This window comes from Pseudomonas sp. PDM13 (assembly GCF_025685765.1).
GTDB lineage: Bacteria > Pseudomonadota > Gammaproteobacteria > Pseudomonadales > Pseudomonadaceae > Metapseudomonas > Metapseudomonas solani.
The window spans coordinates 160,583-183,860 of the sequence record NZ_JAOTQU010000003.1 but is presented as its reverse complement, the minus strand read 5'-3'; the positions used below and the strand labels follow the sequence as shown (position 1 = coordinate 183,860).

Annotated in this window: 24 protein-coding genes; 13 read left to right on the top strand and 11 right to left on the bottom strand. The window is 66.1% G+C overall.

All coding sequences use genetic code 11. The features are described 5' to 3' along the window. Positions 1-22 precede the first annotated feature (22 nt). Genes mreC through tldD form a run of 7 tightly spaced genes read left to right on the top strand, consistent with a single transcriptional unit; the run spans position 23 to position 9,834 of the window. The gene (mreC, locus tag OEJ36_RS04670) at positions 23-1,042 is read left to right on the top strand and encodes a rod shape-determining protein MreC (protein ID WP_184488768.1); all 1,020 of its coding nucleotides are present in this window, start codon (positions 23-25) and stop codon (positions 1,040-1,042) included. Further along, positions 1,042-1,530 carry a rod shape-determining protein MreD gene (gene mreD / locus OEJ36_RS04665; RefSeq protein WP_263400551.1) on the top strand — a complete coding sequence of 163 codons (489 nt, stop codon included), beginning with the start codon at positions 1,042-1,044 and terminating at the stop codon, positions 1,528-1,530. Before mreC ends, mreD begins: the two co-directional genes overlap by 1 nt. 49 nt (positions 1,531-1,579) lie before the next feature. After that, positions 1,580-2,173 carry a Maf family protein gene (locus OEJ36_RS04660; protein ID WP_263400550.1) on the top strand — a complete coding sequence of 198 codons (594 nt, stop codon included), beginning with the start codon at positions 1,580-1,582 and terminating at the stop codon, positions 2,171-2,173. Positions 2,174-2,182: 9 nt separating this feature from the next. After that, on the top strand, positions 2,183-3,640 hold the full coding sequence (gene rng, locus OEJ36_RS04655) for a ribonuclease G (protein WP_021217769.1): 1,458 nt from the start codon (positions 2,183-2,185) through the stop codon (positions 3,638-3,640). A 14-nt stretch (positions 3,641-3,654) separates the two neighbouring features. Next, complete coding sequence (locus OEJ36_RS04650; RefSeq protein ID WP_263400549.1) at positions 3,655-7,485, top strand: YhdP family protein; 3,831 nt, start codon at positions 3,655-3,657, stop codon at positions 7,483-7,485. 55 nt (positions 7,486-7,540) lie between these two features. Continuing rightward, positions 7,541-8,395: a carbon-nitrogen hydrolase family protein gene (locus OEJ36_RS04645; protein ID WP_263400548.1), complete on the top strand. Its 855-nt coding sequence runs from the start codon at positions 7,541-7,543 to the stop codon at positions 8,393-8,395. Next, on the top strand, positions 8,392-9,834 hold the full coding sequence (gene tldD / locus OEJ36_RS04640) for a metalloprotease TldD (RefSeq protein ID WP_021217772.1): 1,443 nt from the start codon (positions 8,392-8,394) through the stop codon (positions 9,832-9,834). Before OEJ36_RS04645 ends, tldD begins: the two co-directional genes overlap by 4 nt. A gap of 58 nt (positions 9,835-9,892) precedes the next feature. On the opposite strand, the gene yjgA is transcribed toward tldD, so the two are convergent. Further along, positions 9,893-10,414, bottom strand: coding sequence for a ribosome biogenesis factor YjgA (gene yjgA / locus OEJ36_RS04635; RefSeq protein ID WP_021217773.1), 522 nt, complete (start codon positions 10,412-10,414; stop codon positions 9,893-9,895). Positions 10,415-10,559: 145 nt separating this feature from the next. Here yjgA and pmbA point away from each other — a divergent pair, with 145 nt between their 5' ends. From pmbA to OEJ36_RS04605, 6 genes are all read left to right on the top strand, one after another. Then, positions 10,560-11,906: a metalloprotease PmbA gene (gene pmbA, locus OEJ36_RS04630; protein WP_263400547.1), complete on the top strand. Its 1,347-nt coding sequence runs from the start codon at positions 10,560-10,562 to the stop codon at positions 11,904-11,906. Between the two features lie 280 nt (positions 11,907-12,186). Beyond that, on the top strand, positions 12,187-12,579 hold the full coding sequence (locus OEJ36_RS04625) for a FagA protein (protein ID WP_263400546.1): 393 nt from the start codon (positions 12,187-12,189) through the stop codon (positions 12,577-12,579). Continuing rightward, a complete protein-coding gene (gene fumC, locus OEJ36_RS04620; protein ID WP_263400545.1) occupies positions 12,576-13,952 on the top strand; it encodes a class II fumarate hydratase FumC in 1,377 nt (458 codons plus the stop codon). Before OEJ36_RS04625 ends, fumC begins: the two co-directional genes overlap by 4 nt. A 54-nt stretch (positions 13,953-14,006) precedes the next feature. After that, a complete protein-coding gene (locus OEJ36_RS04615; protein ID WP_021217777.1) occupies positions 14,007-14,453 on the top strand; it encodes a tetratricopeptide repeat protein in 447 nt (148 codons plus the stop codon). 14 nt (positions 14,454-14,467) lie between these two features. Further along, the gene (locus OEJ36_RS04610; RefSeq protein WP_263400544.1) at positions 14,468-15,079 is read left to right on the top strand and encodes a superoxide dismutase; all 612 of its coding nucleotides are present in this window, start codon (positions 14,468-14,470) and stop codon (positions 15,077-15,079) included. A 65-nt stretch (positions 15,080-15,144) separates the two neighbouring features. Continuing rightward, on the top strand, positions 15,145-16,032 hold the full coding sequence (locus OEJ36_RS04605) for a ZIP family metal transporter (RefSeq protein ID WP_411860968.1): 888 nt from the start codon (positions 15,145-15,147) through the stop codon (positions 16,030-16,032). Between the two features lie 93 nt (positions 16,033-16,125). Here OEJ36_RS04605 and OEJ36_RS04600 read toward each other — a convergent pair whose 3' ends face one another. The 10 genes from OEJ36_RS04600 to OEJ36_RS04555 all read right to left on the bottom strand — a co-directional run bounded on the left by OEJ36_RS04600 (position 16,126) and on the right by OEJ36_RS04555 (position 23,130). Beyond that, positions 16,126-16,398, bottom strand: coding sequence for an HPr family phosphocarrier protein (locus OEJ36_RS04600; RefSeq protein WP_263400543.1), 273 nt, complete (start codon positions 16,396-16,398; stop codon positions 16,126-16,128). Between the two features lie 15 nt (positions 16,399-16,413). Continuing rightward, complete coding sequence (rapZ, locus tag OEJ36_RS04595) at positions 16,414-17,271, bottom strand: RNase adapter RapZ (RefSeq protein WP_263400542.1); 858 nt, start codon at positions 17,269-17,271, stop codon at positions 16,414-16,416. Positions 17,272-17,280: 9 nt separating this feature from the next. Continuing rightward, on the bottom strand, positions 17,281-17,745 hold the full coding sequence (gene ptsN / locus OEJ36_RS04590) for a PTS IIA-like nitrogen regulatory protein PtsN (RefSeq protein WP_021217831.1): 465 nt from the start codon (positions 17,743-17,745) through the stop codon (positions 17,281-17,283). A gap of 13 nt (positions 17,746-17,758) precedes the next feature. Continuing rightward, the gene (gene hpf / locus OEJ36_RS04585; protein ID WP_263400541.1) at positions 17,759-18,067 is read right to left on the bottom strand and encodes a ribosome hibernation-promoting factor, HPF/YfiA family; all 309 of its coding nucleotides are present in this window, start codon (positions 18,065-18,067) and stop codon (positions 17,759-17,761) included. Positions 18,068-18,149: 82 nt separating this feature from the next. Further along, positions 18,150-19,649 carry an RNA polymerase factor sigma-54 gene (locus tag OEJ36_RS04580; protein WP_263400540.1) on the bottom strand — a complete coding sequence of 500 codons (1,500 nt, stop codon included), beginning with the start codon at positions 19,647-19,649 and terminating at the stop codon, positions 18,150-18,152. Positions 19,650-19,792: 143 nt separating this feature from the next. Continuing rightward, positions 19,793-20,518: an LPS export ABC transporter ATP-binding protein gene (gene lptB / locus OEJ36_RS04575; RefSeq protein ID WP_021217834.1), complete on the bottom strand. Its 726-nt coding sequence runs from the start codon at positions 20,516-20,518 to the stop codon at positions 19,793-19,795. After that, positions 20,518-21,063 carry a lipopolysaccharide transport periplasmic protein LptA gene (lptA, locus tag OEJ36_RS04570; protein WP_021217835.1) on the bottom strand — a complete coding sequence of 182 codons (546 nt, stop codon included), beginning with the start codon at positions 21,061-21,063 and terminating at the stop codon, positions 20,518-20,520. The genes lptB and lptA overlap by 1 nt, the downstream gene beginning before the upstream one ends. After that, positions 21,050-21,622: an LPS export ABC transporter periplasmic protein LptC gene (gene lptC / locus OEJ36_RS04565; RefSeq protein ID WP_184488687.1), complete on the bottom strand. Its 573-nt coding sequence runs from the start codon at positions 21,620-21,622 to the stop codon at positions 21,050-21,052. The genes lptA and lptC overlap by 14 nt, the downstream gene beginning before the upstream one ends. 8 nt (positions 21,623-21,630) lie before the next feature. Continuing rightward, positions 21,631-22,155: a KdsC family phosphatase gene (locus OEJ36_RS04560; RefSeq protein ID WP_021217837.1), complete on the bottom strand. Its 525-nt coding sequence runs from the start codon at positions 22,153-22,155 to the stop codon at positions 21,631-21,633. Beyond that, positions 22,156-23,130, bottom strand: a complete 975-nt coding sequence (locus OEJ36_RS04555; RefSeq protein ID WP_263400539.1) for a KpsF/GutQ family sugar-phosphate isomerase — start codon at positions 23,128-23,130, stop codon at positions 22,156-22,158. It abuts the gene before it with no gap. Between the last annotated feature and the right edge of the window lie 148 nt (positions 23,131-23,278).

The window sequence follows — 23,278 nt, the reverse complement described above, 5'->3', positions numbered from 1 at the left end:
CATTGCACCTGAGGAGCGGGTCATAAAACCGCTATTCGCCAAGGGACCTTCGCTCGGCGTGCGCCTGTTGGCGTTCGCCGTGCTTTCTGCCGCCTTGATGGTGGTCGATGCCCGCTTCGACACACTGAAACCAGCACGCAGCCAGATGGGCCTCGTGCTGACGCCTTTCTATTGGCTGGCGGATTTGCCGGTGCGCCTCTGGGATGGCGTCAGCGACCAGTTCACCAGCCGCAGCACCCTGATCGCCGAGAACGAGAAGCTCAAGGCCGAAGGCCTGCTGATGCAGCGTCGCCTGCAGAAGCTGGCGGCCCTGACCGAGCAGAACGTGCGCCTGCGCGAGCTGCTCAACTCCTCCGCCCTGGTGGACGACAAGGTGCTGGTGGGCGAGCTGATCGGCGTCGACCCCAACCCCTTCACCCACCGCATCCTGGTGGACAAGGGCGAGAAGGACGGCGTGTTCCTCGGCCAGCCGGTGCTCGACGCCCGTGGCCTGATGGGCCAGGTGGTGGAGGTCATGCCCTACACCGCCCGCGTCCTGCTGCTCACCGATACCACCCACAGCATTCCGGTTCAGGTGAACCGCAACGGCCTGCGCGCCATCGCCAGCGGCACCGGTAACCCGGAGCGCCTGGAGCTGCGCCATGTGGCCGATACCGCGGACATCAAGGAAGGCGACCTGCTGGTGAGTTCCGGCCTTGGCCAGCGCTTCCCCGCCGGCTACCCGGTGGCGACGGTCAAGGAAGTCATCCACGACTCCGGCCAGCCTTTCGCCATCGTCCGTGCCGTGCCCACCGCCGCCCTGAACCGCAGCCGCTACCTGCTGCTGGTGTTCACCGATACCCGCAGCCCCGAGCAGCGCGCCAACGACTCGGCCGAAGCCCAGGAAGCGGCTGATCGTGAGGCCGCTGGCAAGCCCGCTGCGACGCCGGCGCCCGCCGGTGCGGCCGCCCCAGGCGCCGCCGCCACGCCTGCCGCCCCGACTCCTGCTGGCGCGGCCTCCTCGACGCCGGCCACGCCGCCCGCCCACCGGGAGAACCGCTGATGGTCAGCGCCCGTACGAACAATGGCTGGGTGATCTGGTTCAGCCTGGTGCTGGCCCTGCTGCTCAGCGTGGCGCCCATGCCCACCTTCATGGAAGTGGGGCGCCCACTGTGGCCCGCCCTGCTGCTCACCTACTGGACGCTGGCCCTGCCGCACCGCGTTGGCATGACCACCGCCTGGCTGGTCGGCGTTGCCGAGGACGTGCTCTACGGCACCCTGCTGGGGCAGAACGCGCTGATCCTGTCGCTGATCACATTCCTCGTGCTGACCCTGCATCAGCGCTTGCGCATGTTCCCCATGTGGCAGCAGAGTCTGGTGCTGATGGTGGTCTTCGGCCTCGCCCAGCTGGTGCAGCTGTGGCTCAACGCCCTGACCGGCAATCGCCCGCCGACCTTGTTGTTCCTCTTGCCCGCCCTGGTCAGCGCCTTGCTCTGGCCCTGGGTTTTCGCCGCCTTGCGCGGCCTGAGCCGCCGCCTCAACGTCAAATGACCGGGCCGCGGCCATGCCGCGTGCCTTCTCGACATGGAGAAGTCCCAGCATGGCCACGCTCCACCTGGCATCCGGCTCGCCCCGCCGTCGCGAACTGCTCGCCCAGATCGGCGTTCCCTTCCAGCTTCTTTCCGCTTCCATCGATGAATCCGTGCGCCCCGGCGAGCCCGCTCCGGCCTATGTCGAGCGCCTGGCCCGGGAAAAGGCCGCCGCCGGCCTGGCCGCCCTCGGCGATGCCGGCGGTGATGCCTGCGTGCTCGGCGCCGATACGTCGGTGGTGCTCGATGGGCGCATCCTCGGCAAGCCCCGTGACCGCGACGACGCCCTGGCGATGCTGGCGGACCTGTCCGGTCGCGAGCACGAGGTGCTGACCGCATTGGCGGTGGCCCAGCCCGGGCGCTGCATTTCGCGCCTTGTGACCAGCCGGGTGCGCTTTCGCGTCATCCCCCAGGCCGAGCGCGAGGCCTATTGGGCCAGCGGCGAGCCGACGGACAAGGCAGGTGGCTACGCGATTCAGGGACTGGGTGCGGTGTTCGTCGAGAACATTCAGGGGAGTTATTCCGCCGTTGTGGGTCTACCGTTGCTGGAAACGGCAGACGTGCTGGGCGAATTCGGCATTTCTTGTTGGCAGCGCGTCGGGTAGGTTCTCAGCATGAGCGAAGAGATTCTGATCAATATCACGCCGATGGAATCGCGCGTGGCGGTGGTGGAAAACGGCGTGCTGCAGGAGGTGCATGTAGAGCGCACCCAGCGCCGTGGCATCGTCGGCAACATCTACAAGGGCAAGGTGGTGCGGGTGCTGCCGGGCATGCAGGCGGCCTTCGTCGACATCGGCCTGGATCGCGCCGCCTTCATCCATGCCTCCGAGATTTCCAACCGCGAAGGCAGTGCGGTGGAGAACATCACCGCCCTGGTCCACGAGGGCCAGGCCCTGGTGGTGCAGGTGACCAAGGACCCCATCGGCAGCAAGGGCGCGCGCCTGACCACCCAGTTGTCGATCCCCTCGCGCTACCTGGTGTACATGCCGCGTACCGCCCATGTGGGCATCTCGCTGAAGATCGAGGACGAAGCCGAGCGCGAACGCCTCAAGCAGGTGGTGGCCGATTGCGTCGCCGCCGAAGGCATCGTGGAAACCGGTGGCTTCATCCTGCGCACCGCCGCCGATGGCGCGCGGGCCGAGGAGATCCTCGTCGACATCCGCTACCTGCGCCGGCTGTGGGAGCAGATTTCCTCGCAGATGCAGAGCGCCCCCGCGCCTTCGGTGATCTACGAAGACCTGAGCCTGGCCCTGCGCACCCTGCGTGACCTGGTCCACCCGCGCATCGAGAAGATCCGCATCGACTCCCGGGAAACCTTCCAGAAGGTCACCCAGTTCGTCGACGAGCTGATGCCGGAGATCGCCGACCGCCTGGAGCACTACCCCGGCGAGCGCCCGATCTTCGACCTCTACGGCGTCGAGGACGAGATCCAGAAGGCCCTGGAGCGCAAAGTGCTGCTGAAGTCCGGCGGCTACCTGATCATCGACCCCACCGAGGCGATGACCACCATCGACGTGAACACCGGCGCCTTCGTCGGCCATCGCACGCTCGAAGAGACCATCTTCAAGACCAACCTCGAAGCGGCCACCGCCATCGCCCGCCAGCTGCGCCTGCGCAACCTGGGCGGCATCATCATCATCGACTTCATCGACATGGAGGACGAGGAGCATCAGCGCCAGGTCCTGCGGACGCTGGAGAAGCAGCTGGAACGGGACCACGCCAAGACCAACATCATCGGCATCACCGAACTCGGCCTGGTGCAGATGACCCGCAAGCGCACCCGCGAAAGCCTGATGCAGAACCTCTGCGAGCCCTGCCCGAGCTGCCAGGGCCGCGGCATGCTGAAGACCGCCGAAACCATCTGCTACGAGATCTTCCGCGAAATCCTCCGGGAAGCCCGTGCCTACCAGGCCGAGGGCTACCTGGTGCTGGCCAACCAGAAGGTGGTGGACCGCCTGCTGGACGAGGAGTCGGGCAACGTCGCCGACCTCGAAGCCTTCATCGGGCGCACCATCAAGTTCCAGGTCGAGGGCATGTATTCCCAGGAGCAGTACGATGTCGTGCTGCTCTGAGGGCCTGAACTGATATGGCGCGTCCGGGCCTGACGTTGGTCACCTTCCTGCGTACCCTGTTGGCGCTTTGCGCACTGGGCCTGGTGCTGGCCGCGCTCTATGTGAGCCTCGGGCGGCAACTGGTGCCGCTGATGGCCGAGTATCGTGCCGAAGTCCAGGAGAAGGCCCGCGAGGCCCTGGGCGAACCCTTGCTGATCGGCAGCCTCGAAGGCCGCTGGCAAGGCATGGGCCCGGTGCTGGTGGCCCATGACGTGATGCTGGGGGAGGGCGACGCGGTCCTGCGCCTGGACCAGGTGCGCGTGGTGCCCGACCTGCTTGGCAGCCTGCTGGCCCGTGCACCGCGCATCGCCAGCCTGGAAGTCGAGGGCTTGCAGCTGCAGGTGCAGCAGGACGAGGCCGGCAAGTGGACCCTGGCCGGCATGCCCGCCCGCGACGACCAGCAGCCGTTCAACCCGCGCAAGCTGATCGATGGCCTCGGGATCGTAAAACGCATTTCCCTGCTCAACAGCCAGGTCACCCTGGAGCCCTGGAAGCAGAAGCCGGTCACCTTCACCTACGTACAGACATCCCTGGGCGGCAGTGCGTCGCGGCAGCGCCTGGATGGCCAGCTGACCCTGCCGGACGGCCAGCCACTGAGCCTGCGCTTGCGTACCCGGCTCAACCCCGACGTGGTGCTGGACAGCGACGCCGAGCTCTACCTCAGCCTGCCCCAGAGCGACTGGGCGCGCTGGCTGCCGAAGAGCCTGACCCGTGACTGGCGCATCGAGCAGTTCAAGGGCGGTGGCGAACTCTGGGTCGACTGGAAGCGCGGTGCCCTGCAAGGCGCCGTGGCCCGTTTGCACGTCGGCGAACTGCGCGGCAGCTATGCCCAGCGCAAGCCGGTGGCCCTGCAGGACCTGGCGGTTGATGCCTACTTCAACCGCAACGACAAGGGCATGAGCCTGTTGCTGGACTCCCTGGCGGTGAGCGTTGGCGAGCAGCGCTACAGCAATGCCCACATCAAGCTCGAACAGGTGCTGGACAACGGCCAGGGCGAAGCCGAGTGGAAGCTCGCCGCCGACCGCCTCGACCTGCAGCCCCTGGTGCCGCTGGTGGAGGGCCTGGTGCCGCTGCCGGAGCTGGCCGCCGAGCTGGTCAGCGGCCTCAAGCCCCGGGGTGCCTTGCGCAACCTGCAGATGGTCTACCGGCCCCAGGTGGAGGGCGCCCGGCATATTGGCTTCAGCAGCAACCTGGAGCGCATCTCCTTCAACGCCGTGCATGGCGCCCCGGCGGCCGAGAACGTCAGCGGCAGCATCACCGGGGACCTGGCCGGCGGTGAACTGCGAATGGACTCCGACGACTTCGCCCTGCACCTCGATCACCTGTTCCCCAAGCCCTGGCGCTACCACGAGGCCCATGCGCGGCTGACCTGGAAGCTGGATGACCAGGGTTTCACCCTGATCAGCCCCTACCTGCAGGTGACCGGCGATGAAGGCAAGGTCGCCGGCGACTTCCTCATCCGCCTGCTGCACGACCCGGCGCAGGAGGATTACATGGACCTGCGCGTCGGCCTGCACGAGGGCGATGCGCGCTACACCGAGAAGTACCTGCCGACCCTGTCCAGCGGCCTCAGCCCGGCCCTGGCCGAATGGCTGAAGACCGCGATCAAGGGTGGCGTGGTGGACGAGGGCTTCTTCCAGTACCAGGGCTCGCTGCAGCACGACTCGCCGCCGGAATCCCGCTCCATCAGCCTGTTCTTCAAGGTCCACGATGCCGAGCTGGCCTATCAGCCCGGCTGGCCGGCGCTGCGCGAGGCCCGTGGCGACGTGTTCGTCGAAGACAGCGGCGTGCGCGTGCGCGTACCCAGCGGGCGCATCCTCGACAGCCGCGTCAGCGATGCCCGCGCCGATGTGCCCCATGTGGAGCATGGCCAGGTGCCGCATCTGCGGGTCAAGGCGCAGCTGGACAGCAGCTTCACCGACGGCCTGAAGATCATGCAGGAGGCGCCCACCCCGGCCGCTGAAGTGATGGCCGGCTGGCAGGGCGACGGCAGCCTGGATGGCAACCTGGACCTGGACATCCCCCTGGAGAAGGCCGGTGGCGAACCCCGGGTCATCGTCGAACTCACCACCCGTGATGCCCGGTTGAAGTTCGCCAAGCCGAGCCTGGAGCTCAGCGCCCTTGCGGGCACCTTCCGCTTCGACACCGCCAGCGGCCTCAGCTCCCAGCAGATCCGGGGCAAGGCCTTCGGTCGTGAGGTCATCGCCAAGGCCATCGCCGAAGGGCGCAACGGCAAGGGGCGCACGCGCATCCAGGCCAGCGGCCATGCGGCGGTGAAGGACGTCGCCGCCTGGCTGGGGGTGACCCGGCCGCTGCCGATTTCCGGTGATCTCCCCTACAAGCTCGACCTGGCGCTGGATGGCAAGGACAGCCAGCTGCGCATCGACTCCAGCCTCAAGGGCGCGGCCATCGACCTGCCGGCGCCGTTCGGCAAGGCCGCCGGCGAGGTGCGCGACAGCCAGTGGCGCATGACCCTGGACGGCCCCGAGCGGCGCTACTGGTTCGACTACGGCGGCCTGGCCAACCTGGCGGTTGCGGCACCGGCCACGGACTTTTCCCAGGCGCGCGGCGAGCTGCTGCTGGGCTCGGGCAGCGCCAGCATGCCGTCGAACCGTGGCATTCGTGTACGCGGCACCCTGGACACGCTGGACCTGGCTGCCTGGCAGGCGGTGCGTGATCGCTATGCCGCCAAGGACGCCGGTGATGCCGTGGGCCTGTTGCAAGGCGCCGACCTGCGCATCGGCCACTTCGATGGCATGGGCATGAGCCTCGAGGACTTCCGGGTCGGCCTGGCCCGGGGTGACGCCCTGTGGAAGGTCGACCTCGACAGCGACCTGTTGCAGGGCAGCGTCAACCTGCCCGATGCCAAGGGCGCGCCCATCGTCGTCGACCTGGCGCGCGTGCGCCTGCCCAAGCCGCCGGAGAACGACGAGGCGGCGGAAGCCAGCCCCGACCCGCTGAAGGATGTCGACCCCCATGCCGTCCCGGCGCTGGATGTGCGCATCGCCCAGGTGCAGCTCGGCGACGAGCCCCTGGGTGCCTGGACGTTCAAGGCCCGGCCGACGGCCCAGGGCACCCTGTTCAGTGACCTCGACCTCAACCTCAAGGGCCTGAAGATCACCGGCTCCACGGGGTGGGAAGGCGCCGCCGGTGCCAGCTCCAGCTGGTACAAGGGCCGCCTCGAAGGCAAGAACCTCGCCGATGTGTTGCTGGCCTGGAAGTTCGCGCCCACCGCCACCAGCGAGCGCTTCCGCCTGGATGCCGACGGCCGCTGGCCGGGCTCGCCGGCCTGGGTCAGCCTCAAGCGTTTCTCCGGCACCCTCGATGCCAGCCTGCGCAAGGGGCAGTTCGTCGAGGTGGAGGGCAGCGCCCAGGCCCTGCGCGTGTTCGGCCTGCTCAACTTCAACTCCATCGGCCGCCGCCTGCGCCTGGACTTCTCCGACCTGCTCGGCAAGGGCCTGGCCTACGACCGGGTCAAGGGCCTGCTGGTGGGCAGCGAAGGGGTCTTCGTCACCCGTGAGCCCATCGTGCTCGAAGGCCCTTCCAGCGGCCTGGAGCTGAAAGGCACCCTGGACATGGCCCATGACGCCATCGATGCCAAGCTGCTGGTGACCCTGCCGGTGACCAACAACCTGCCGCTGGCCGCCTTGATCGTCGGTGCGCCGGCCATTGGTGGCGCGTTGTTCGTGGTGGACAAGCTGCTGGGTGACAAGGTGGCGCGCTTCGCCAGCGTGCAGTACGAGGTGAAGGGGCCGCTGACGGAGCCGAAGATCAGTTTCGACAAGCCGTTCGAGAAGCCCAATTGATTCCATCGGCCACGCGCTGGAGTAGCATGCGGCGATACCCGCTGTGGAGAATGCCATGACCTTCGCGGTGATCCAGATGGTCAGCCAGGACGATGTCCTGGCCAATCTTGCGACCGCTCGTCGCTTGCTCGAGTCCGCTGCCAAGGGCGGCGCGCGCCTCGCCGTACTGCCCGAGAACTTCGCCGCCATGGGGCGCCGCGACTACGCCGCCATCGGCCGTGCCGAGGCGCTTGGCGAAGGCCCGATCCTGCCCTGGTTGAAACAGGTGGCCCGTGACCTCAGGTTATGGGTGGTGGCCGGTACCTTGCCGTTGCCGCCGGACGATGCGCCGGACGCCAAGCCCAACGCCTGTTCGCTGCTGGTGGACGAGCTAGGCGAGCGGGTGGCGCGCTACGACAAGATCCACCTGTTCGATGTCGACGTGGCCGATGCCCGGGGCCGCTACCGCGAATCGGACGACTATGCCTTCGGCGAGCGTGTGGTGCTCGCCGATACGCCGGTGGGCCGATTGGGCCTGACGGTTTGTTATGACCTGCGCTTCCCCGAACTGTATGGGGCATTGCGCGAGGCCGGCGCCGAGCTGATCACCGCGCCCTCGGCCTTCACTGCGGTGACCGGTGCGGCGCATTGGCAGGTGCTGGTGCGGGCGCGGGCCATCGAGACCCAGTGCTATGTGCTGGCGGCGGGGCAGGGTGGCGTTCATCCGGGGCCGCGCGAGACTTTCGGCCATTCGGCTATCGTCGATCCATGGGGTCGGGTGATTGCCGAACAGGCCAGCGGCGAGGCGGTGCTGATCGCCCGCCGCGATACGGACGAACAGCTGGCGGTGCGCCAGCGCATGCCGGTGACGGCACACAGAAGATTCTTGACGCCGGCCGCACCCGGGCCGGCGAGAACGGAGAAGTTATGAGCCAATTGTTGTTATCCGTCAGTGACCAGCTGCTGGCACCCGGCGGCCTCACCATCGAGCAGTTGCCGGGCGTGCTGGGCGAAGTCGCCGGCCCGGGCATCGATGCCGCCGACCTGTACTTCCACGGCCAGGTTTCCGAGTCCTGGGTGCTGGAGGACGGCATCGTCAAGGACGGCAGCTTCCACCTCGACCAGGGCGTGGGCGTGCGCGCGCAGTCCGGCGAGAAGACCGGCTTCGCCTACAGCAACGCCATCACCGCCGATGCGCTGGGCCAGGCGGCCCGTGCCGCACGCTCCATAGCCCGTGCCGGGCAGCAGGGCCGCGTGCAGGCCTTCGCCAGCCCGGACGTCGCCCGGCTCTACGCGCCGGACAGTCCGCTGGATGTGATCGACCGCGCCGAGAAGGTCGAGCTGCTCAAGCGCATCGACGTCGCCACCCGTGCGCTGGACCCGCGCATCAAGCAGGTCACCGTGAGCCTGGCGGGTGTCTGGGAACACATCCTGGTCGCCGCCAGCGATGGCAGCCTGGGTGCCGACGTGCGCCCGCTGGTGCGTTTCAACGTCAGCGTCATCGTCGAACAGAACGGTCGCCGCGAGCGCGGTGGCCACGGCGGTGGCGGGCGTACCGACTACCGCTATTTCCTCCAGGAAGACCGCGCCATGGGTTACGCCCGTGAGGCGCTGCGCCAGGCGCTGGTGAACCTGGAAGCCATTCCGGCGCCGGCTGGTACCTTGCCGGTGGTGATGGGCGCTGGCTGGTCCGGCGTGCTGCTGCACGAAGCGGTGGGCCACGGCCTGGAAGGCGACTTCAACCGCAAGGGCAGCTCGGCCTACAGCGGGCGAATCGGCGAGAAGGTCGCCTCCAGCCTCTGCACCATCGTCGACGACGGCACCCTGGCGGGCCGCCGTGGCTCGCTGAGCCTGGACGACGAAGGCACCCCGACCCAGTGCACCACGCTGATCGAGAACGGCGTGCTCAAGGGCTACATGCAGGACAAGCTCAATGCCCGCCTGATGGGCGTGGCGCCCACCGGCAACGGTCGTCGCGAGTCCTACGCGCACCTGCCGATGCCGCGCATGACCAACACCTACATGCTGGCGGGGGAGAGCGACCCGGAAGAGATCATCGCTTCGGTGGAGCGCGGCATCTACTGCGCCAACCTCGGCGGCGGCCAGGTGGACATCACCAGCGGCAAGTTCGTGTTCTCCACCAGCGAGGCCTACCTGATCGAGAACGGCAAGATCACCGCGCCGGTCAAGGGCGCGACCCTGATCGGCAACGGCCCCGAGGCGATGAGCCGGGTTTCCATGGTCGGCAACGACCTGGCGCTGGACAGCGGCGTGGGCACTTGCGGCAAGGATGGGCAATCGGTGCCCGTCGGCGTGGGTCAGCCGACACTGAAGATCGATGCGATCACGGTGGGTGGTACGGGAGCTTGAGGAGGGGCGTTGGGCGCTCGAAGCCGTGTGACTTCCGGCTTCGAGCTTCCAGCGGCCTTTAACGCAGCCCGCGCTGGGTTTCGTCCAGGTCGCGGATGTATTTGAAGACCTTGCGCGCCGCGGCCGGCGGTTTGTTACGGGCCGCCTCGTGCTGGGCATGACGGATCAGGCTGCGCAGGTGCTGGCGGTCGGTTTCCGGGTATTCGACGACGAAGGATTCCAGGGTGCTGTCGTCCCCGCCGATGAGGCGGTCGCGCCAGCGCTCCAGGTTGTGGAAGCGCTCGTTGTACTGGCGGGTGGAGGCGTCGAGCTGGTCGACCAGGGTGACGATGGCCTCGATGTCCTGCTCGCGCATGAGCTTGCCGATGTACTGCAGGTGGCGTTTGCGGGCGATGTGGGCCTTGTGCCTAGGCGCTTCGAGCAGGGCCTTCTGCAGCGCGTCGGTCAGCGGCAGCTTGGCGAGGACATCGGGTTTGAGCGTGGTCAGACGTTCACCGAGGTCCTGCAGGGCGTGAAGCTCTTTCTTGACCTGGGTTTTGCTCTTCTCTCCGGAGAAGTCGTCGTCGAGGTATTCAGACATGGGGGCGATCCAGTGGGAAACGCCGCCATGATAACCAGTCGGACGGGGATTGTCCGGCCCGGCTGGCGCCGCAATGGTGCGGTCCGTGGGGTGGTGCGCCGGGTGCGCCCGCCCCGTCGAAAAGGTTTTGTGAACTGGAGTGGCTATGAGTGAAGTAGAAGTGGTCGGCCCGCAGGCCTTGCCCGAGTTGCAGGCACGGGTCGAACGCATCCTCGCCGAAGCCGGTCGCCAGGGTGCGACGGCCTGTGAGGTCGCGGTTTCGGTGGAGCAGGGGTTGTCGACCACGGTGCGCCAGCGCGAAGTGGAGACCGTCGAGTTCAATCGCGACCAGGGCTTTGGCATCACCCTGTACGTGGGGCAGCGCAAGGGTTCGGCCAGCACCTCGGCCACCGGCGATGATGCCATCCGCGAGACGGTGGCTGCTGCGCTGGCCATCGCCAAGCACGCCTCCGAGGACGAGTGCGCCGGCCTGGCCGATCGCGGCCTGATGGCCCGTGACTTGCCGGACCTCGATCTCTACCACCCCTGGGCCATCACCCCCGAACAGGCGGTGGAGCAGGCGCTGGTGTGCGAGGCAGCAGCCTTCGATGCCGACTCGCGCATCAGCAACGCCGATGGCACCACCCTCAGCACCCACCAGGGCTGCCGCGTCTATGGCAACAGCCATGGCTTCATCGGCGGTTACGCCAGCAGCCGGCACAGCCTGAGCTGCGTGATGATCGCCGGTGGCGAAGGGCAGATGCAGCGCGACTACTGGTACGACGTCAACCGCATCGGCACCCAGCTGACCGATGCGCAGGTCATCGGCCGCCGCGCGGCGGAACGCACGGTCAGTCGCCTGGGCGCCCGCCCGGTACCCACCTGCGAGGTGCCGGTGCTGTTCGCCGCGGAACTGGCCACCGGGCTGTTCAGCAGCTTCCTGTCGGCCATCTCCGGCGGCAACCTCTACCGCAAATCGTCCTTCCTCGAAGGCGCACTGGGGGAGCGCCTGTTCCCCGAGTGGCTGAGCATCGACGAGCGCCCGCTGATCCCCCGCGCCATGGCCAGCGCCTCCTTCGACAACGACGGCCTGGCGACCTACGCCAAGCCGTTCGTGGAGAAGGGCGAACTGGTCTCCTACATCCTCGGCACTTACTCCGGGCGCAAGCTCGGCCTGCCCAGCACCGCCAACGCCGGTGGCGTGCACAACCTCTTCGTCACCCATGGCCAGGAAGACCAGAAGGCGCTGTTGCGCCGCATGGACCGCGGGCTGTTGGTGACCGAGTTGATGGGCCACGGCCTGAACATGGTCACCGGCGACTACTCCCGTGGCGCGGCCGGTTACTGGGTGGAGAATGGCGAGATCCAGTTCCCGGTCCAGGAAGTCACCATCGCCGGCAACATGAAGGACATGTTCCGCCAGATCCTCGCCGTCGGCAGCGACCTGGAAGTGCGCGGCAATATCCGCACCGGCTCGGTGCTGATCGAGCGGATGACGGTGGCAGGCAGCTGATCGCCCGCCCAGCCGTCGTCATGAAGAACGCGCCCTGGTGGCGCGTTTTTTTATGGGTGTTCTTCCCGCACCGATGGCCCCGCCACGCTCGACGACACGACTTTCATACGCTCCGGAGATCGGTGTTGTTAGGGGCTTTTGCGGCCCATCTGCCAGCCGTTACCGCGTGGATTGCGTCCGCTGACGTGAGGCGGGGCCGCCTCTGACGCACTTTCACTTTGCAAGTGCGAGTAATGTTTATTATTCTCAAACGCGAATGCTTACTATTTGAGGATTCGCAGTGCGGCCCCGTCTCGACGAACCCCAGGCATGCTCCGATTGGCGCTGGCTTGGCCAGCGCATCCGCTGCGCCCTGGCGCCAGACGACCCGCGCCTGCTGACGCGCTTCCTAAACGATGGCCACGAGTTGGTCATGCACCACGACCTGCCGGCCTGGCGCATTTTCGAAGGCAGCTTCCAGCTGCTGCTGGACAGCGCCACCGATCGCGCCTTGCCCTGGCACTGGCGCTGCTTGTGCCTCGACCACGCCTATCTACCCCTGCAGTCCCTGCGCCCGCTGGCACGCGATCCGTTGCGACGCCAGCGCCTGCTCGGGCTGCAGCGGCGCCTGGCGACCCTGCGCCTGGCGCCATCCCTGAGCTACATCGAACCGGAAGAAGGAAATACAGCGTGACTGATACCCGAATCGAACGCGACAGCATGGGCGAACTGGCAGTCCCGGCCAAGGCGCTGTACGGCGCGCAGACCCAGCGGGCGGTGAACAACTTCCCGGTCTCCGGCCAGCGCATGCCGGCAGCTTTCATTCGTGCACTGATCCTCGCCAAGGCTGCTGCCGCACGGGCCAACGTCGACCTGGAGCAGATCAGCCCGGCCATGGGCGACGCCATCGTCAGCGCCTGCCAGGAGCTGCTGGCGGGCGACTTCATGACCCACTTCCCGGTGGACGTGTTCCAGACCGGCTCCGGCACCAGCTCGAACATGAACGCCAACGAGGTGATCGCCACCCTGGCCAGCCGGCTGCTGGCGGAGAAGGTCAACCCCAACGACCACGTCAACTGTGGGCAGAGCAGCAACGACATCATCCCGTCGAGCATCCATGCCAGCGCGGCCATCGAGGTGAGCGAGCAACTGCTGCCCGCCCTCGGCCACCTGCTCAAGGTGCTCTGCGAGAAGTCCCTGGAAGTGCGCCCCTATGTGAAGACCGGCCGCACCCACCTGATGGACGCCATGCCGGTGCGCATGAGCCAGGTGCTGGACGGTTGGGCCCAGCAGGTGCAGAGCAATATCGAGCACCTGCGTGCGCTGTTGCCGAGCCTGCAGCAACTGGCCCAAGGCGGCACAGCCGTGGGGACCGGGATCAACGCCCACCCGCGCTTCGCCGAGCGTTTCTGCGTGGAGTTGAACCTGCTCACCGGCCTGCAGTTCACCCCGGGCAACAACTTCTTCGCCCTGATCGGCTCCCAGGACACCGCCGTGGCCCTGTCCGGCCAGCTGAAAACGGTGGCGGTGACCCTGATGAAGATCGCCAACGACCTGCGCTGGATGAACTCCGGCCCGCTGGCCGGCCTGGCCGAGATCGAGCTGGAGGCGTTGCAGCCGGGCTCCTCGATCATGCCGGGCAAGGTCAACCCGGTGATCCCCGAGGCCACGGCGATGGTCGCCGCCCAGGTGATCGGCAATGACGCGGCCATCACCGTTGCCGGCCAGTCTGGCAACTTCGAGCTGAACGTGATGCTGCCGGTGATCGCCCACAACCTGTTGAACAGCGTCCAGCTGCTGTCGAGCAGCAGCCTGCTGCTGGCCGACCGTGCGGTGGCGAGCTTCAAGGTCAACCAGCCGAAGCTGAACGAAGCGCTGTCGCGCAACCCGATTCTGGTCACCGCGCTGAACCCCATCATCGGCTACCTCAAGGCCGCCGAGATCGCCAAGCAGGCGTACCGCGAAGGGCGCCCGGTGATCGATGTGGCCGAGGAAAACACCGAGCTGAGCCGCGCGGAGCTGGAGAAGCTGCTCGACCCGGAAAAACTCACCGAGGGCGGCCTCTAGCCGCGACACCGGGTGCTGCCACGGCGGCACCCTTCGCCCACCTGGAGGTGGCCGATGGAGTACTGGAAACGAACCATCGAGGCTGGCAACCGCAGCTTCCACAGCGGTGACTGGATCGAGGCGCGAGAGCTTTACCTGCAGGCCCTGGCCCAGGCGCAGATGCTGCTGGAGCGGTGGCCGGATGCGGACCAGGCGGTGGCCGCGTTTGTGGTCTCCCACCACAACCTGGCCGACCTGCACCTGATGCTCGGCCAGCCGGAGGAGACGGCGGAGAACCTCTGCACCTGCCACGAGCGCCTGCTGCAGGTGCTGCGTGACACCAGCCTGCCCGAGGCGCTGCGCGACGTTGCTCTGCGCCACAGCCGCTGCACCTACAGCAGCCTGTTGCAGTTCATCCAGGAGCACGGCGCCTATCCCCGTACCGATCGCCTGCTCGGCATCGTGCCTGGCCATTCTTCGCGAGCACTGCCGAGCACCTCCGGCAGCCGCTACTACCATTGAACAAGGAACCGACCATGACCTACAGCCTGCCCGTCCTCACCTACGCCTACGACGCCCTGGAACCGCACATCGATGCGCAGACCATGGAAATCCACCACAGCAAGCACCACCAGACCTACATCAACAACCTCAATGCAGCCCTGGAGGGCAACCCCCTCGGCCAGCTGCCGGTTGAGTCGTTGCTGCAGCGCCTGGCGGAGGTGCCCGAGCAACTGCGCGGTGCGGTGATCAACAACGGCGGCGGGCACGCCAACCATTCGCTGTTCTGGACCGTCATGTCGCCCACCGGTGGCGGTGAGCCCCATGGCACCGTGCGTGCGGCCATCGAGGCGGAGCTGGGCGGCTTCGCGGCCTTCAAGGAGGCCTTCACCAAGGCGGCGCTGACCCGCTTCGGCAGCGGCTGGGCCTGGCTCAGCGTGACGCCGGACAAGCGCCTGGTGGTGGAGAGCAGCGGTAACCAGGACAGCCCGCTGATGAACGGCAACGTGCCGATCCTCGGGCTGGACGTGTGGGAGCATGCCTATTACCTGCGCTACCAGAACCGTCGTCCCGAATACATCGGCGCTTTCTACAATGTCATCGACTGGGCCGAAGTGGACCGTCGATACCGAGAGGCGATGGCCTGATGCCTGAGCCCGACCTGCACAGCCTGGGCGCCGACGGGCGCCTGCACTCGCCCAGCCGGGGTCCCATGTCTTCTCTATTACCCAGCGGGCTTTCCCTGCGCCAGGTTCTTGGCCTCTGCGTGATGCTCGTCGGCTGCCTGCTGCTGTCCTGGCAGGCGGTGCTGGCTGCCGAGCGTGCGCTGGAGCCTCATCTCTGGCATGCGCTGAAGTCGGGCACGCTGTGTGCGTTGGGCACGGCCGTCGGCACCTTGCCGGTGCTGTTCATGCGCAGCATCTCGGCGCGCACCTCCGACACCCTGCTGGGCTTCGGTGCCGGTGTGATGCTGGCGGCGACGGTGTTCTCGCTGTTGATCCCCGGGCTGGATGCGGCCGGCCAGTTGGGCTTTTCCAAATGGTCGGCAGGCTTTCTCATGAGCCTCGGCCTGTTGCTGGGGGCCAGTGCGCTGTTCGGCCTTGGCAGGCTGCTGCCGGAGCGGCAGCTCGAGGTGGATACCCGTACCGATCGCCTGGTGCTGGCGCCGCGCATCCTGCTGTTCGTCATCGCCATCGTCCTGCACAACATCCCGGAAGGCATGGCGGTGGGCGTGGCGGCGGGGGCCGGGTTGGCAGGCGCGGACAGCCTGGCGTTGGGCATCGCACTGCAGGACCTGCCGGAAGGTCTGATCATTTCCCTGGTGCTGGCGGGGGCGGGAATGTCCCGGGGCAAGGCGCTGCTGATCGGCGCGGCGTCCGGGCTGGTGGAGCCGGTGTTCGCGTTGCTCTGCGCCTGGCTGGTGCAGGTGTCGGCGTTGCTGTTGCCCTGGGGCCTTGCCCTGGCGGCGGGGGCGATGCTCTTCGCGGTGACCCACGAGATCATTCCGGAGTGCCATCGCAAGGGGCACGAGACCGCAGCGAGTCTTGGGTTGGCCGCGGGTTTCTGCCTGATGATGGTGCTGGATACGGCGCTGGCCTGATCGGCCGGCGCTGATGTCGCGACGCCGGGAAGGCGTCGCGGGGTGGTTTGGTGATTCAGCTCTTCCGGGCCCGGCTCTGTGCCGGGCTTTCCGTCACTCGCCTTCGTCGAAGCGGTTATTGATCAACTCGATCAGTGCGTTGAGCGCATCGTCGTCCTGCTCGCCTTCGGTGTGCAGGTGGATGTTGGTGCCCTTGCCGGCGGCGAGCATCATCACGGCCATGATGCTTTTGCCGTCCACCAGGCTTTCCGGGGTGCGGCCCACGCGGATCTGGCAGGGGTAGCGCCCGGCAACGCCAACGAACTTGGCCGCGGCGCGGGCATGCAGCCCCAGTTTGTTGATGATGGTGATTTCGCAGGCTGGCATCGCGGCGGGGATCCTTTAACTGAGGTCGCGGTGGCGAACCTGGACGTTCTTCAGGTTGGGTTTGAGCGCCTGGCCGAGGCGCTCGGCGAGGTACACGGAACGGTGGTGGCCGCCGGTGCAGCCGATGGCGACGGTGACATAGGCGCGGTTGCTGGCGGCGAAGCGCGGCAGCCATTTGTTCAGATAGCCGAGGATGTCCTGGTACATCTCCTCGACATCCGGCTGCGCGGCCAGGTATTCGGCGACATTGGCGTCCAGGCCGGAGTGATCGCGCAGCTCGGGCTTCCAGTAGGGGTTGGGTAGGCAGCGCACGTCGAACACCAGGTCCGCATCCACCGGCATGCCCCGCTTGAAGCCAAAGGATTCGACGAGGAAGGCGGTTCCCGGCTCAGGCTTGTTCAGCAGGCGCAGCTTGATGCTGTCGCGCAGCTGGTACAGGTTGAGGTGGGTGGTGTCGATCTTCAGGTCGGCCAGGTCGGCGATGGGGGCGAGCAACGAGGCTTCGTCGAGGATGGCCTCGGCGAGGGAGCGGTCTTCGTTGGTCAGCGGGTGGCGCCGGCGGGTTTCCGAGAAGCGCTTGAGCAGCGTTTCGTCATCCGCGTCCAGGTACAGCACATCGCAGTGGATGTGGCGGGCGCGGGCCTCTTCGAGGAGTTCGGGGAAACGCTTTAGCTGGCTGGGCAGGTTGCGCGCGTCGATGGAGACGGCGACCTGGGGGTGCAGCAGCTCGGTCTGCAGCAGCGCGCGCTCGGCCAGTTCGGGGAGCAGGCCGGCGGGCAGGTTGTCGATGCAGTAGAAGCCATTGTCCTCGAGAACGTCGAGGGCGGTGCTCTTGCCTGAGCCTGAACGGCCGCTGACGATGATCAGGCGCATGGCAAGGTCCTAGCGTCCGTTCTGGACGTCCACTACCACCTGGTACAGGCTGTCGCTGCTCTGCGTCTGGCGCAGGCGGTCACGCACCTCGGTGCGGTCCAGCATGCTGGCGATCTGGCGGAGCAATTCCAGGTGTTCGTCGGTGGCGGCTTCGGGGACCAGGAGTACGAACAGCAGGTCCACCGGGGCGCCGTCGATGGCGTCGAAGTCCACGGGGGCGTCCAGGCGCAGCACGGCGCTGATGGGCGCGGTGCAGCCGGGAAGCCGGCAATGGGGGATGGCGATACCGTTGCCGAATCCTGTCGAGCCGAGTTTCTCCCGGGCGACCAGGCTTTCGAAGATATCTTGCGAGTCGAGGTCGGGAAGTTCGCGAGCAACCAGGTTGGCGATCTGTTCCAGGACGCGTTTTTTGCTGCCGCCCGGCACGTTCACGAGGGAACGGCCGGGGGTCAGGATTTGCTCAAGTCGGATCATAGGAAGGGGAATGTCAGCGGGCGGTGGCGCCCTGCTGGCGGTTCAGCTGCTTTTCCTTGTGTTTGATCAGTTGACGGTCGAGTTTGTCGGTGAGCAGGTCGATGGCCGCGTACATGTCTTCATGTTCCGCATTGGCTACGACCTCACCACCGGCGATGTGCAGGGTGGCTTCGATCTTCTGCTTCAGTTTCTCCACCTGCATGATCACCTGCACATTGGTGATTTTGTCGAAGTGGCGCTCCAGTTTGTCGAACTTCTCGACAACGTAGTCGCGCAGGGCGTCGGTCACATCCAGTTGATGTCCACTGATGTTGACTTGCATACCGCTTTCTCCTTATTGCCCGTGTGTAAGAGACAGGCTAACGGGCCTGCCACCGGAACACTTTGGCGTGGATCAATCCGCGTCACATCAGCCGCTTGCGTTCGCTGGAAGGCGCTATCCCGAGGGATTCCCGGTACTTGGCGACTGTGCGGCGGGCCACTTGGATACCCTGTGCTTCCAGTAAACCAGCGATCTTGCTGTCGCTCAACGGCTTTTTGGCATTTTCCGCAGCGACCAGTTTTTTGATGATCGCGCGGATGGCGGTGGACGAGCATTCACCGCCTTCGGAGGTGCTGACGTGGCTGGAGAAGAAGTATTTCAGTTCGTATATGCCACGCGGGGTGTGCATGAACTTCTGGGTGGTGACGCGTGAGATGGTCGACTCGTGCATGCCCACCGCCTCGGCGATGTCGTGCAGGACGAGGGGCTTCATCGCCTCATCGCCGTACTCGAGGAAACCACGCTGGTGCTCGACGATCTGGGTGGCGACCTTCATCAGCGTTTCGTTGCGGCTCTGCAGGCTCTTGATGAACCAGCGGGCTTCCTGCAACTGATTGCGCATGAAGGTGTTGTCGGCACTTGAGTCGGCGCGACGGACGAAGCCGGCGTAGTGCGGGTTGACCCGCAGGCGCGGGACGGCTTCCTGGTTCAGTTCCACCAGCCAGCGTTCATTGTGCTTGCGCACGATGACGTCCGGCACGACGTACTCGGGTTCGCTGGCTTCGATCTGCGAGCCGGGGCGGGGGTTGAGGCCCTGGATCAGCTCGATCACCTGGCGCAGCTCGTCTTCCTTGAGCTTCATGCGGCGCATGAGCTGGCTGTAGTCGCGGCTGCCGAGAACATCGAGATAGTCGCCTGCCAGTCGCTGCGCTTCGCTCAGCCAGGGGGTTTTGGCGGGCAGTTGGCGCAGTTGCAGGAGCAGGCACTCGCGCAGGTCGCGTGCACCGACGCCGGCGGGCTCGAATTGCTGGATGCGGTGCAGGACGACTTCCACCTCGTCGAGTTCGATCTCGAGCTCTGGGTCGAAGGCTTCCACGACTTCCTCGAGGGTTTCCTCCAGGTAGCCGTCATTGTTGATGCAGTCGATCAGGGTGACGCCGATCAGGCGATCGGTATCGGACATGGGGGCCAGGTTCAGCTGCCACAGCAGGTGGCTTTGCAGGCTTTCGCCCACCGAGGTGCGGGAGGTGAAGTCCCACTCGTCATCATCGGAGCTGGGGAGGCTGCTGGCGCTGGTCTGGTAGACGTCTTCCCAGGCGGTGTCGACGGGCAGTTCGCTGGGGATGCGTTCGTGCCATTCGCCGTCTTCGAGGCTTTCGCTCTCCGAGGTGGGGACGCTGGATTCCTGGAAGCTGGATTCCTGGCTGGCGGAGTTGGGTTGTTGCTCGCTCTCTGCCATGGGGTCGGAGTTGTCGAAGTCTTCTCCTTCCTCCTGGCGTTCGAGCATGGGATTGGACTCCAGGGCCTCCTGGATTTCCTGTTGCAGATCCAGGGTGGACAGTTGGAGTAGGCGAATGGCCTGTTGCAGCTGCGGGGTCATCGTCAGCTGCTGGCCCATCTTCAGGACTAGCGATGGTTTCATGGCAGAGGGCTTAGCACCTTATTCGCCGGCGCACATGCGCCATCCACTACAGGGCGCCGAGGCGCCACCAGGAAGCAAATTATATGCCTGACCTTGAATGATTTTTCTACTGCCCGCAACATTTTGCGCGCAGGGCTGGTCCGTCAAAGGCGGAATTCGTGCCCCAGGTAGACTTCCTTGACCAGCTGGTTGGCCAGGATCTCTTCTGCACTGCCTTCGGCGATGAGCTGGCCATCATTCACGATGTAGGCGGTTTCGCAGATATCCAGCGTCTCGCGGACATTGTGGTCGGTGATCAGCACGCCGATCCCCTTGGCCTTGAGGTGATGGATGATCTGTTTGATGTCGCCCACGGAAATCGGGTCGACACCGGCAAAGGGTTCGTCGAGCAGGATGAACTTGGGGGCAGTGGCCAGGGCGCGGGCGATTTCCACGCGACGACGCTCGCCACCGGACAGGCTCATGCCGATGCTGTCGCGAATGTGGCTGATGTGGAATTCCTGCAGCAGGCTCTCCAGCTCGCGATGGCGGCCGGCGCGGTCGAGCTCCTTGCGGGTCTCGAGGATGGCCATGATGTTGTCGGCCACGCTGAGCTTGCGGAAGATCGAGGCTTCCTGGGGCAGGTAGCCGATACCGGCGCGGGCGCGGCCGTGCATGGGCTGGTGGGTGACATCCTGCTGGTCGATGAGCACGCGCCCCTGATCGGCCTTCACCAGGCCCACGATCATGTAGAAGCAGGTGGTCTTGCCGGCACCGTTGGGGCCGAGCAGGCCGACGATCTGGCCGCTGTCGATGGACAGGCTGACGTCACGGACGACCTGGCGGCTCTTGTAGCTCTTCGCCAGATGCTGGGCTTTGAGGGTCGCCATTACTCTGCTTGTCCCGCTTGCTGCTCTTTCTTCTTCGGCTGGATGACCATGTCGATGCGCGGACGCGGAGTGCCGACATTGGTGCCCGTGGCGCGGCCTGCGTTGACGATCTGGCGCTGGGTGTCGTAGACGATCTTCTCGCCTTCGAAGGTGTTGCCTTCCTGGATCACCTTGGCCTGGTCGATCAGCACGATGCGCTCGTTGGCAGCGAAGTACTGGATGGTCATGCCGTAGGCCTTGACGATCTGCTTGTCCACCGCGGGCTTCTGCTCGTAGTAGGCAGGCTTGCCGACCGAGGTGAAGACTTCCAGCTCGCCCTGGGCGTTCTGGGTGATGGTCACGGTGTCGCCGGTGATCTTCAGGGTGCCCTGAGTGATGACTACGTCGCCGCGATACACGGCCACGCCTTGCTTGTCATCGAGTTCGGCGCTGTCCGCCTGGACGCGGATCGGCTGATCGCGGTCGCTGGGCAGCGCCCAGGCGCTGGCACTTCCGAGTGCGGCGCCCAGGCTGAGCAGTAGGGGGAGGGTTTTAACGAACCTCATGCTGGCCTCTTACGTTGGACTGCAGGATCATCCTGCTGTCATTCAAGTACGCTTTCATTCCTTGTGCCGTGGTAACCCCGTTGGCGGCGTCAATTCTAACGGCTTGCTGGGTTTCCGCATATTCCCTGTCCGGGAACACGGTCAGGCGGCTGGTGGTAAGAATGGTCGGGCGGCCCTTGGCGTCGGTGCGCTCCACGCGGACCTTGTCGATCAGCTCCACCTGTTCACCTTCGGGGCCGACTTCGCCGCGCTCGCTCTGTACGTGCCAGGGGAATTCGGTGCCGCGGTAAAGCTGCAGGTCGGGATTGGTCAGCAGGGTGGTGTCGCTCGATTTGACATGTTCCAGCTTGGCAGCGGTCATCTCGTAGTGACGCTTGCCGTCTTCCTGATATTGCACGCTGGTGGCATTGACCACATAGAAGTCGATGGCGTTCTCGTCTGCGGGTGCAGTGGCCTGGCGCTCCATGAAGCTTTCCGGGCGGATGTTCCAGTAGCCCAGGGCGATCAGCAGGGCGGCGACCGGAATCAGGATCAGGGCGAGGCGGAAGTTCTTCGACATGGGCGGACCTAGAGGTAGGCGGCCTGTGCAGCGTCGAGGCTGCCCTGGGCTCGCATGATCAGTTCGCAGAACTCGCGGGCGGCACCTTCGCCGCCACGTGCCTGGGTGGTGCCGTGGGCGTGCTGGCGGACGAAGCCGTCAGCGCTGGCCACTGCCATGCCCAGGCCGACCCGGCGGATCACCGGCAGGTCGGGCAGGTCGTCGCCGAGGTAGGCCACCTGTGCGTATTCGAGGCCCAGCTCCGCCAGCAGTTCATCGAGTACCACCATCTTGTCCTCGCGGCCCTGATAGAGGTGCTGAATGCCCAGGTTGCGGGCACGTCGTTCGACCACGGGAGTGCTGCGCCCGGAGATGATCGCGGTGCGTACCCCGGAGTTGATCAGCATCTTGATGCCGTGGCCGTCCAGGGTATTGAAGGTCTTGAATTCGCTGCCGTCGACCAGAAAGTAGAGCTTGCCGTCGGTGAGAACGCCGTCGACGTCGAAGACCGCCAGGCGGATGGCCTTGGCACGCTGCAGCAGGTCGTCGCTCATTCAGATCACTCCGGCACGGGTCAGGTCGTGGATGTGCAGGGCGCCGATGGGGGTGTCGCTGTCGTCCACCACCACCAGTACGTTGATCTTGTGGTCGTCCATGATCTTCAGCGCCTCGGCGGCGAGCATGTCGGGGCGCACGGTCTTGCCGTGAACCGTCATGACTTCGTCGATGCTGGCCTGGCGTACGTCCACGCCCTTGTCCAGGGTGCGGCGCAGGTCGCCGTCGGTGAAGATCCCGGCCAGCTTGCCGTCGCTCTCCAGTATCGCGGTCATGCCGAGGCCCTTGCGGGTCATCTCCAGCAGGGCGTCGCGCAGGGAGGTGCCGCGTTCGACGCGGGGCAGCCTGTCGCCGCCGTGCATGATGTTTTCCACCTTCAGCAACAGGCGACGGCCCAGGGCGCCACCGGGATGGGAGAAGGCGAAGTCCTCGGCGGTGAAGCCGCGGGCTTCCAGCAGCGCGATGGCCAGGGCGTCGCCCAGGACCAGCGATGCAGTGGTGGAGGAGGTCGGTGCCAGGTTCAGCGGGCAGGCCTCGTGCTCGACACGGGCGTCGAGGTTGGCCTCGGCGGCTTTGGCCAGCGGCGACTGCGGGTTGCCGGTCATGCTGATCAGGGTGATGCCCAGGCGCTTGATCAGCGGCAGCAGGGTGACGATCTCGGCGGTGGAGCCGGAGTTCGACAGGGCCAGCACGACGTCGTCGGGCGTGATCATGCCCATGTCGCCATGGCTGGCTTCGGCCGGGTGGACGAAGAACGCAGGCGTACCGGTGCTGGCCAGGGTGGCGGCGACTTTCTTGCCGATATGGCCGGACTTGCCCATGCCCACCACCACGACGCGGCCCTTGCAGGCGAGGATCAGCTCGCAGGCGCGGACGAAGTCGTCGTCGATCCTGCCGAGCAGGGTGTCGATGGCTTCACGTTCCAGGCGGATGGTGCGGTGTGCGGATTGGATCAGATCGCTGGACTGGCTCATGTGGAGAGTGCAGTTGCCGAGGAAAAGGCGGGGATTATACCGGCAAAGAGTCGTTCGCTCACCCTTCATCGCATCCCGCCGAGGAGAAACCTGTCGCAGCCCTGAACAATGGCTGGCGCGGCCTTGGGTGGCATAGTGCTGCGGTGCT

What these genes read in the sequence shown, in the direction of transcription:
- rapZ (WP_263400542.1), bottom strand. Translation starts at nt 17,271, where the DNA reads ATGCGCCTGATCATCGTCAGCGGCCGTTCAGGCTCAGGCAAGAGCACC.
- lptC (WP_184488687.1), bottom strand. Translation starts at nt 21,622, where the DNA reads ATGTCGAAGAACTTCCGCCTCGCCCTGATCCTGATTCCGGTCGCCGCC.
- OEJ36_RS04615 (WP_021217777.1), top strand. Translation starts at nt 14,007, where the DNA reads ATGGAGTACTGGAAACGAACCATCGAGGCTGGCAACCGCAGCTTCCAC.
- ptsN (WP_021217831.1), bottom strand. Translation starts at nt 17,745, where the DNA reads ATGATCCGACTTGAGCAAATCCTGACCCCCGGCCGTTCCCTCGTGAAC.
- OEJ36_RS04580 (WP_263400540.1), bottom strand. Translation starts at nt 19,649, where the DNA reads ATGAAACCATCGCTAGTCCTGAAGATGGGCCAGCAGCTGACGATGACC.
- OEJ36_RS04605 (WP_411860968.1), top strand. Translation starts at nt 15,145, where the DNA reads ATGTCTTCTCTATTACCCAGCGGGCTTTCCCTGCGCCAGGTTCTTGGC.
- OEJ36_RS04555 (WP_263400539.1), bottom strand. Translation starts at nt 23,130, where the DNA reads ATGAGCCAGTCCAGCGATCTGATCCAATCCGCACACCGCACCATCCGC.
- mreD (WP_263400551.1), top strand. Translation starts at nt 1,042, where the DNA reads ATGGTCAGCGCCCGTACGAACAATGGCTGGGTGATCTGGTTCAGCCTG.
- OEJ36_RS04660 (WP_263400550.1), top strand. Translation starts at nt 1,580, where the DNA reads ATGGCCACGCTCCACCTGGCATCCGGCTCGCCCCGCCGTCGCGAACTG.
- OEJ36_RS04645 (WP_263400548.1), top strand. Translation starts at nt 7,541, where the DNA reads ATGACCTTCGCGGTGATCCAGATGGTCAGCCAGGACGATGTCCTGGCC.
- lptB (WP_021217834.1), bottom strand. Translation starts at nt 20,518, where the DNA reads ATGGCGACCCTCAAAGCCCAGCATCTGGCGAAGAGCTACAAGAGCCGC.
- OEJ36_RS04560 (WP_021217837.1), bottom strand. Translation starts at nt 22,155, where the DNA reads ATGAGCGACGACCTGCTGCAGCGTGCCAAGGCCATCCGCCTGGCGGTC.
- yjgA (WP_021217773.1), bottom strand. Translation starts at nt 10,414, where the DNA reads ATGTCTGAATACCTCGACGACGACTTCTCCGGAGAGAAGAGCAAAACC.
- hpf (WP_263400541.1), bottom strand. Translation starts at nt 18,067, where the DNA reads ATGCAAGTCAACATCAGTGGACATCAACTGGATGTGACCGACGCCCTG.
- OEJ36_RS04600 (WP_263400543.1), bottom strand. Translation starts at nt 16,398, where the DNA reads ATGCCAGCCTGCGAAATCACCATCATCAACAAACTGGGGCTGCATGCC.
- OEJ36_RS04610 (WP_263400544.1), top strand. Translation starts at nt 14,468, where the DNA reads ATGACCTACAGCCTGCCCGTCCTCACCTACGCCTACGACGCCCTGGAA.
- rng (WP_021217769.1), top strand. Translation starts at nt 2,183, where the DNA reads ATGAGCGAAGAGATTCTGATCAATATCACGCCGATGGAATCGCGCGTG.
- lptA (WP_021217835.1), bottom strand. Translation starts at nt 21,063, where the DNA reads ATGAGGTTCGTTAAAACCCTCCCCCTACTGCTCAGCCTGGGCGCCGCA.
- tldD (WP_021217772.1), top strand. Translation starts at nt 8,392, where the DNA reads ATGAGCCAATTGTTGTTATCCGTCAGTGACCAGCTGCTGGCACCCGGC.
- pmbA (WP_263400547.1), top strand. Translation starts at nt 10,560, where the DNA reads ATGAGTGAAGTAGAAGTGGTCGGCCCGCAGGCCTTGCCCGAGTTGCAG.
- OEJ36_RS04650 (WP_263400549.1), top strand. Translation starts at nt 3,655, where the DNA reads ATGGCGCGTCCGGGCCTGACGTTGGTCACCTTCCTGCGTACCCTGTTG.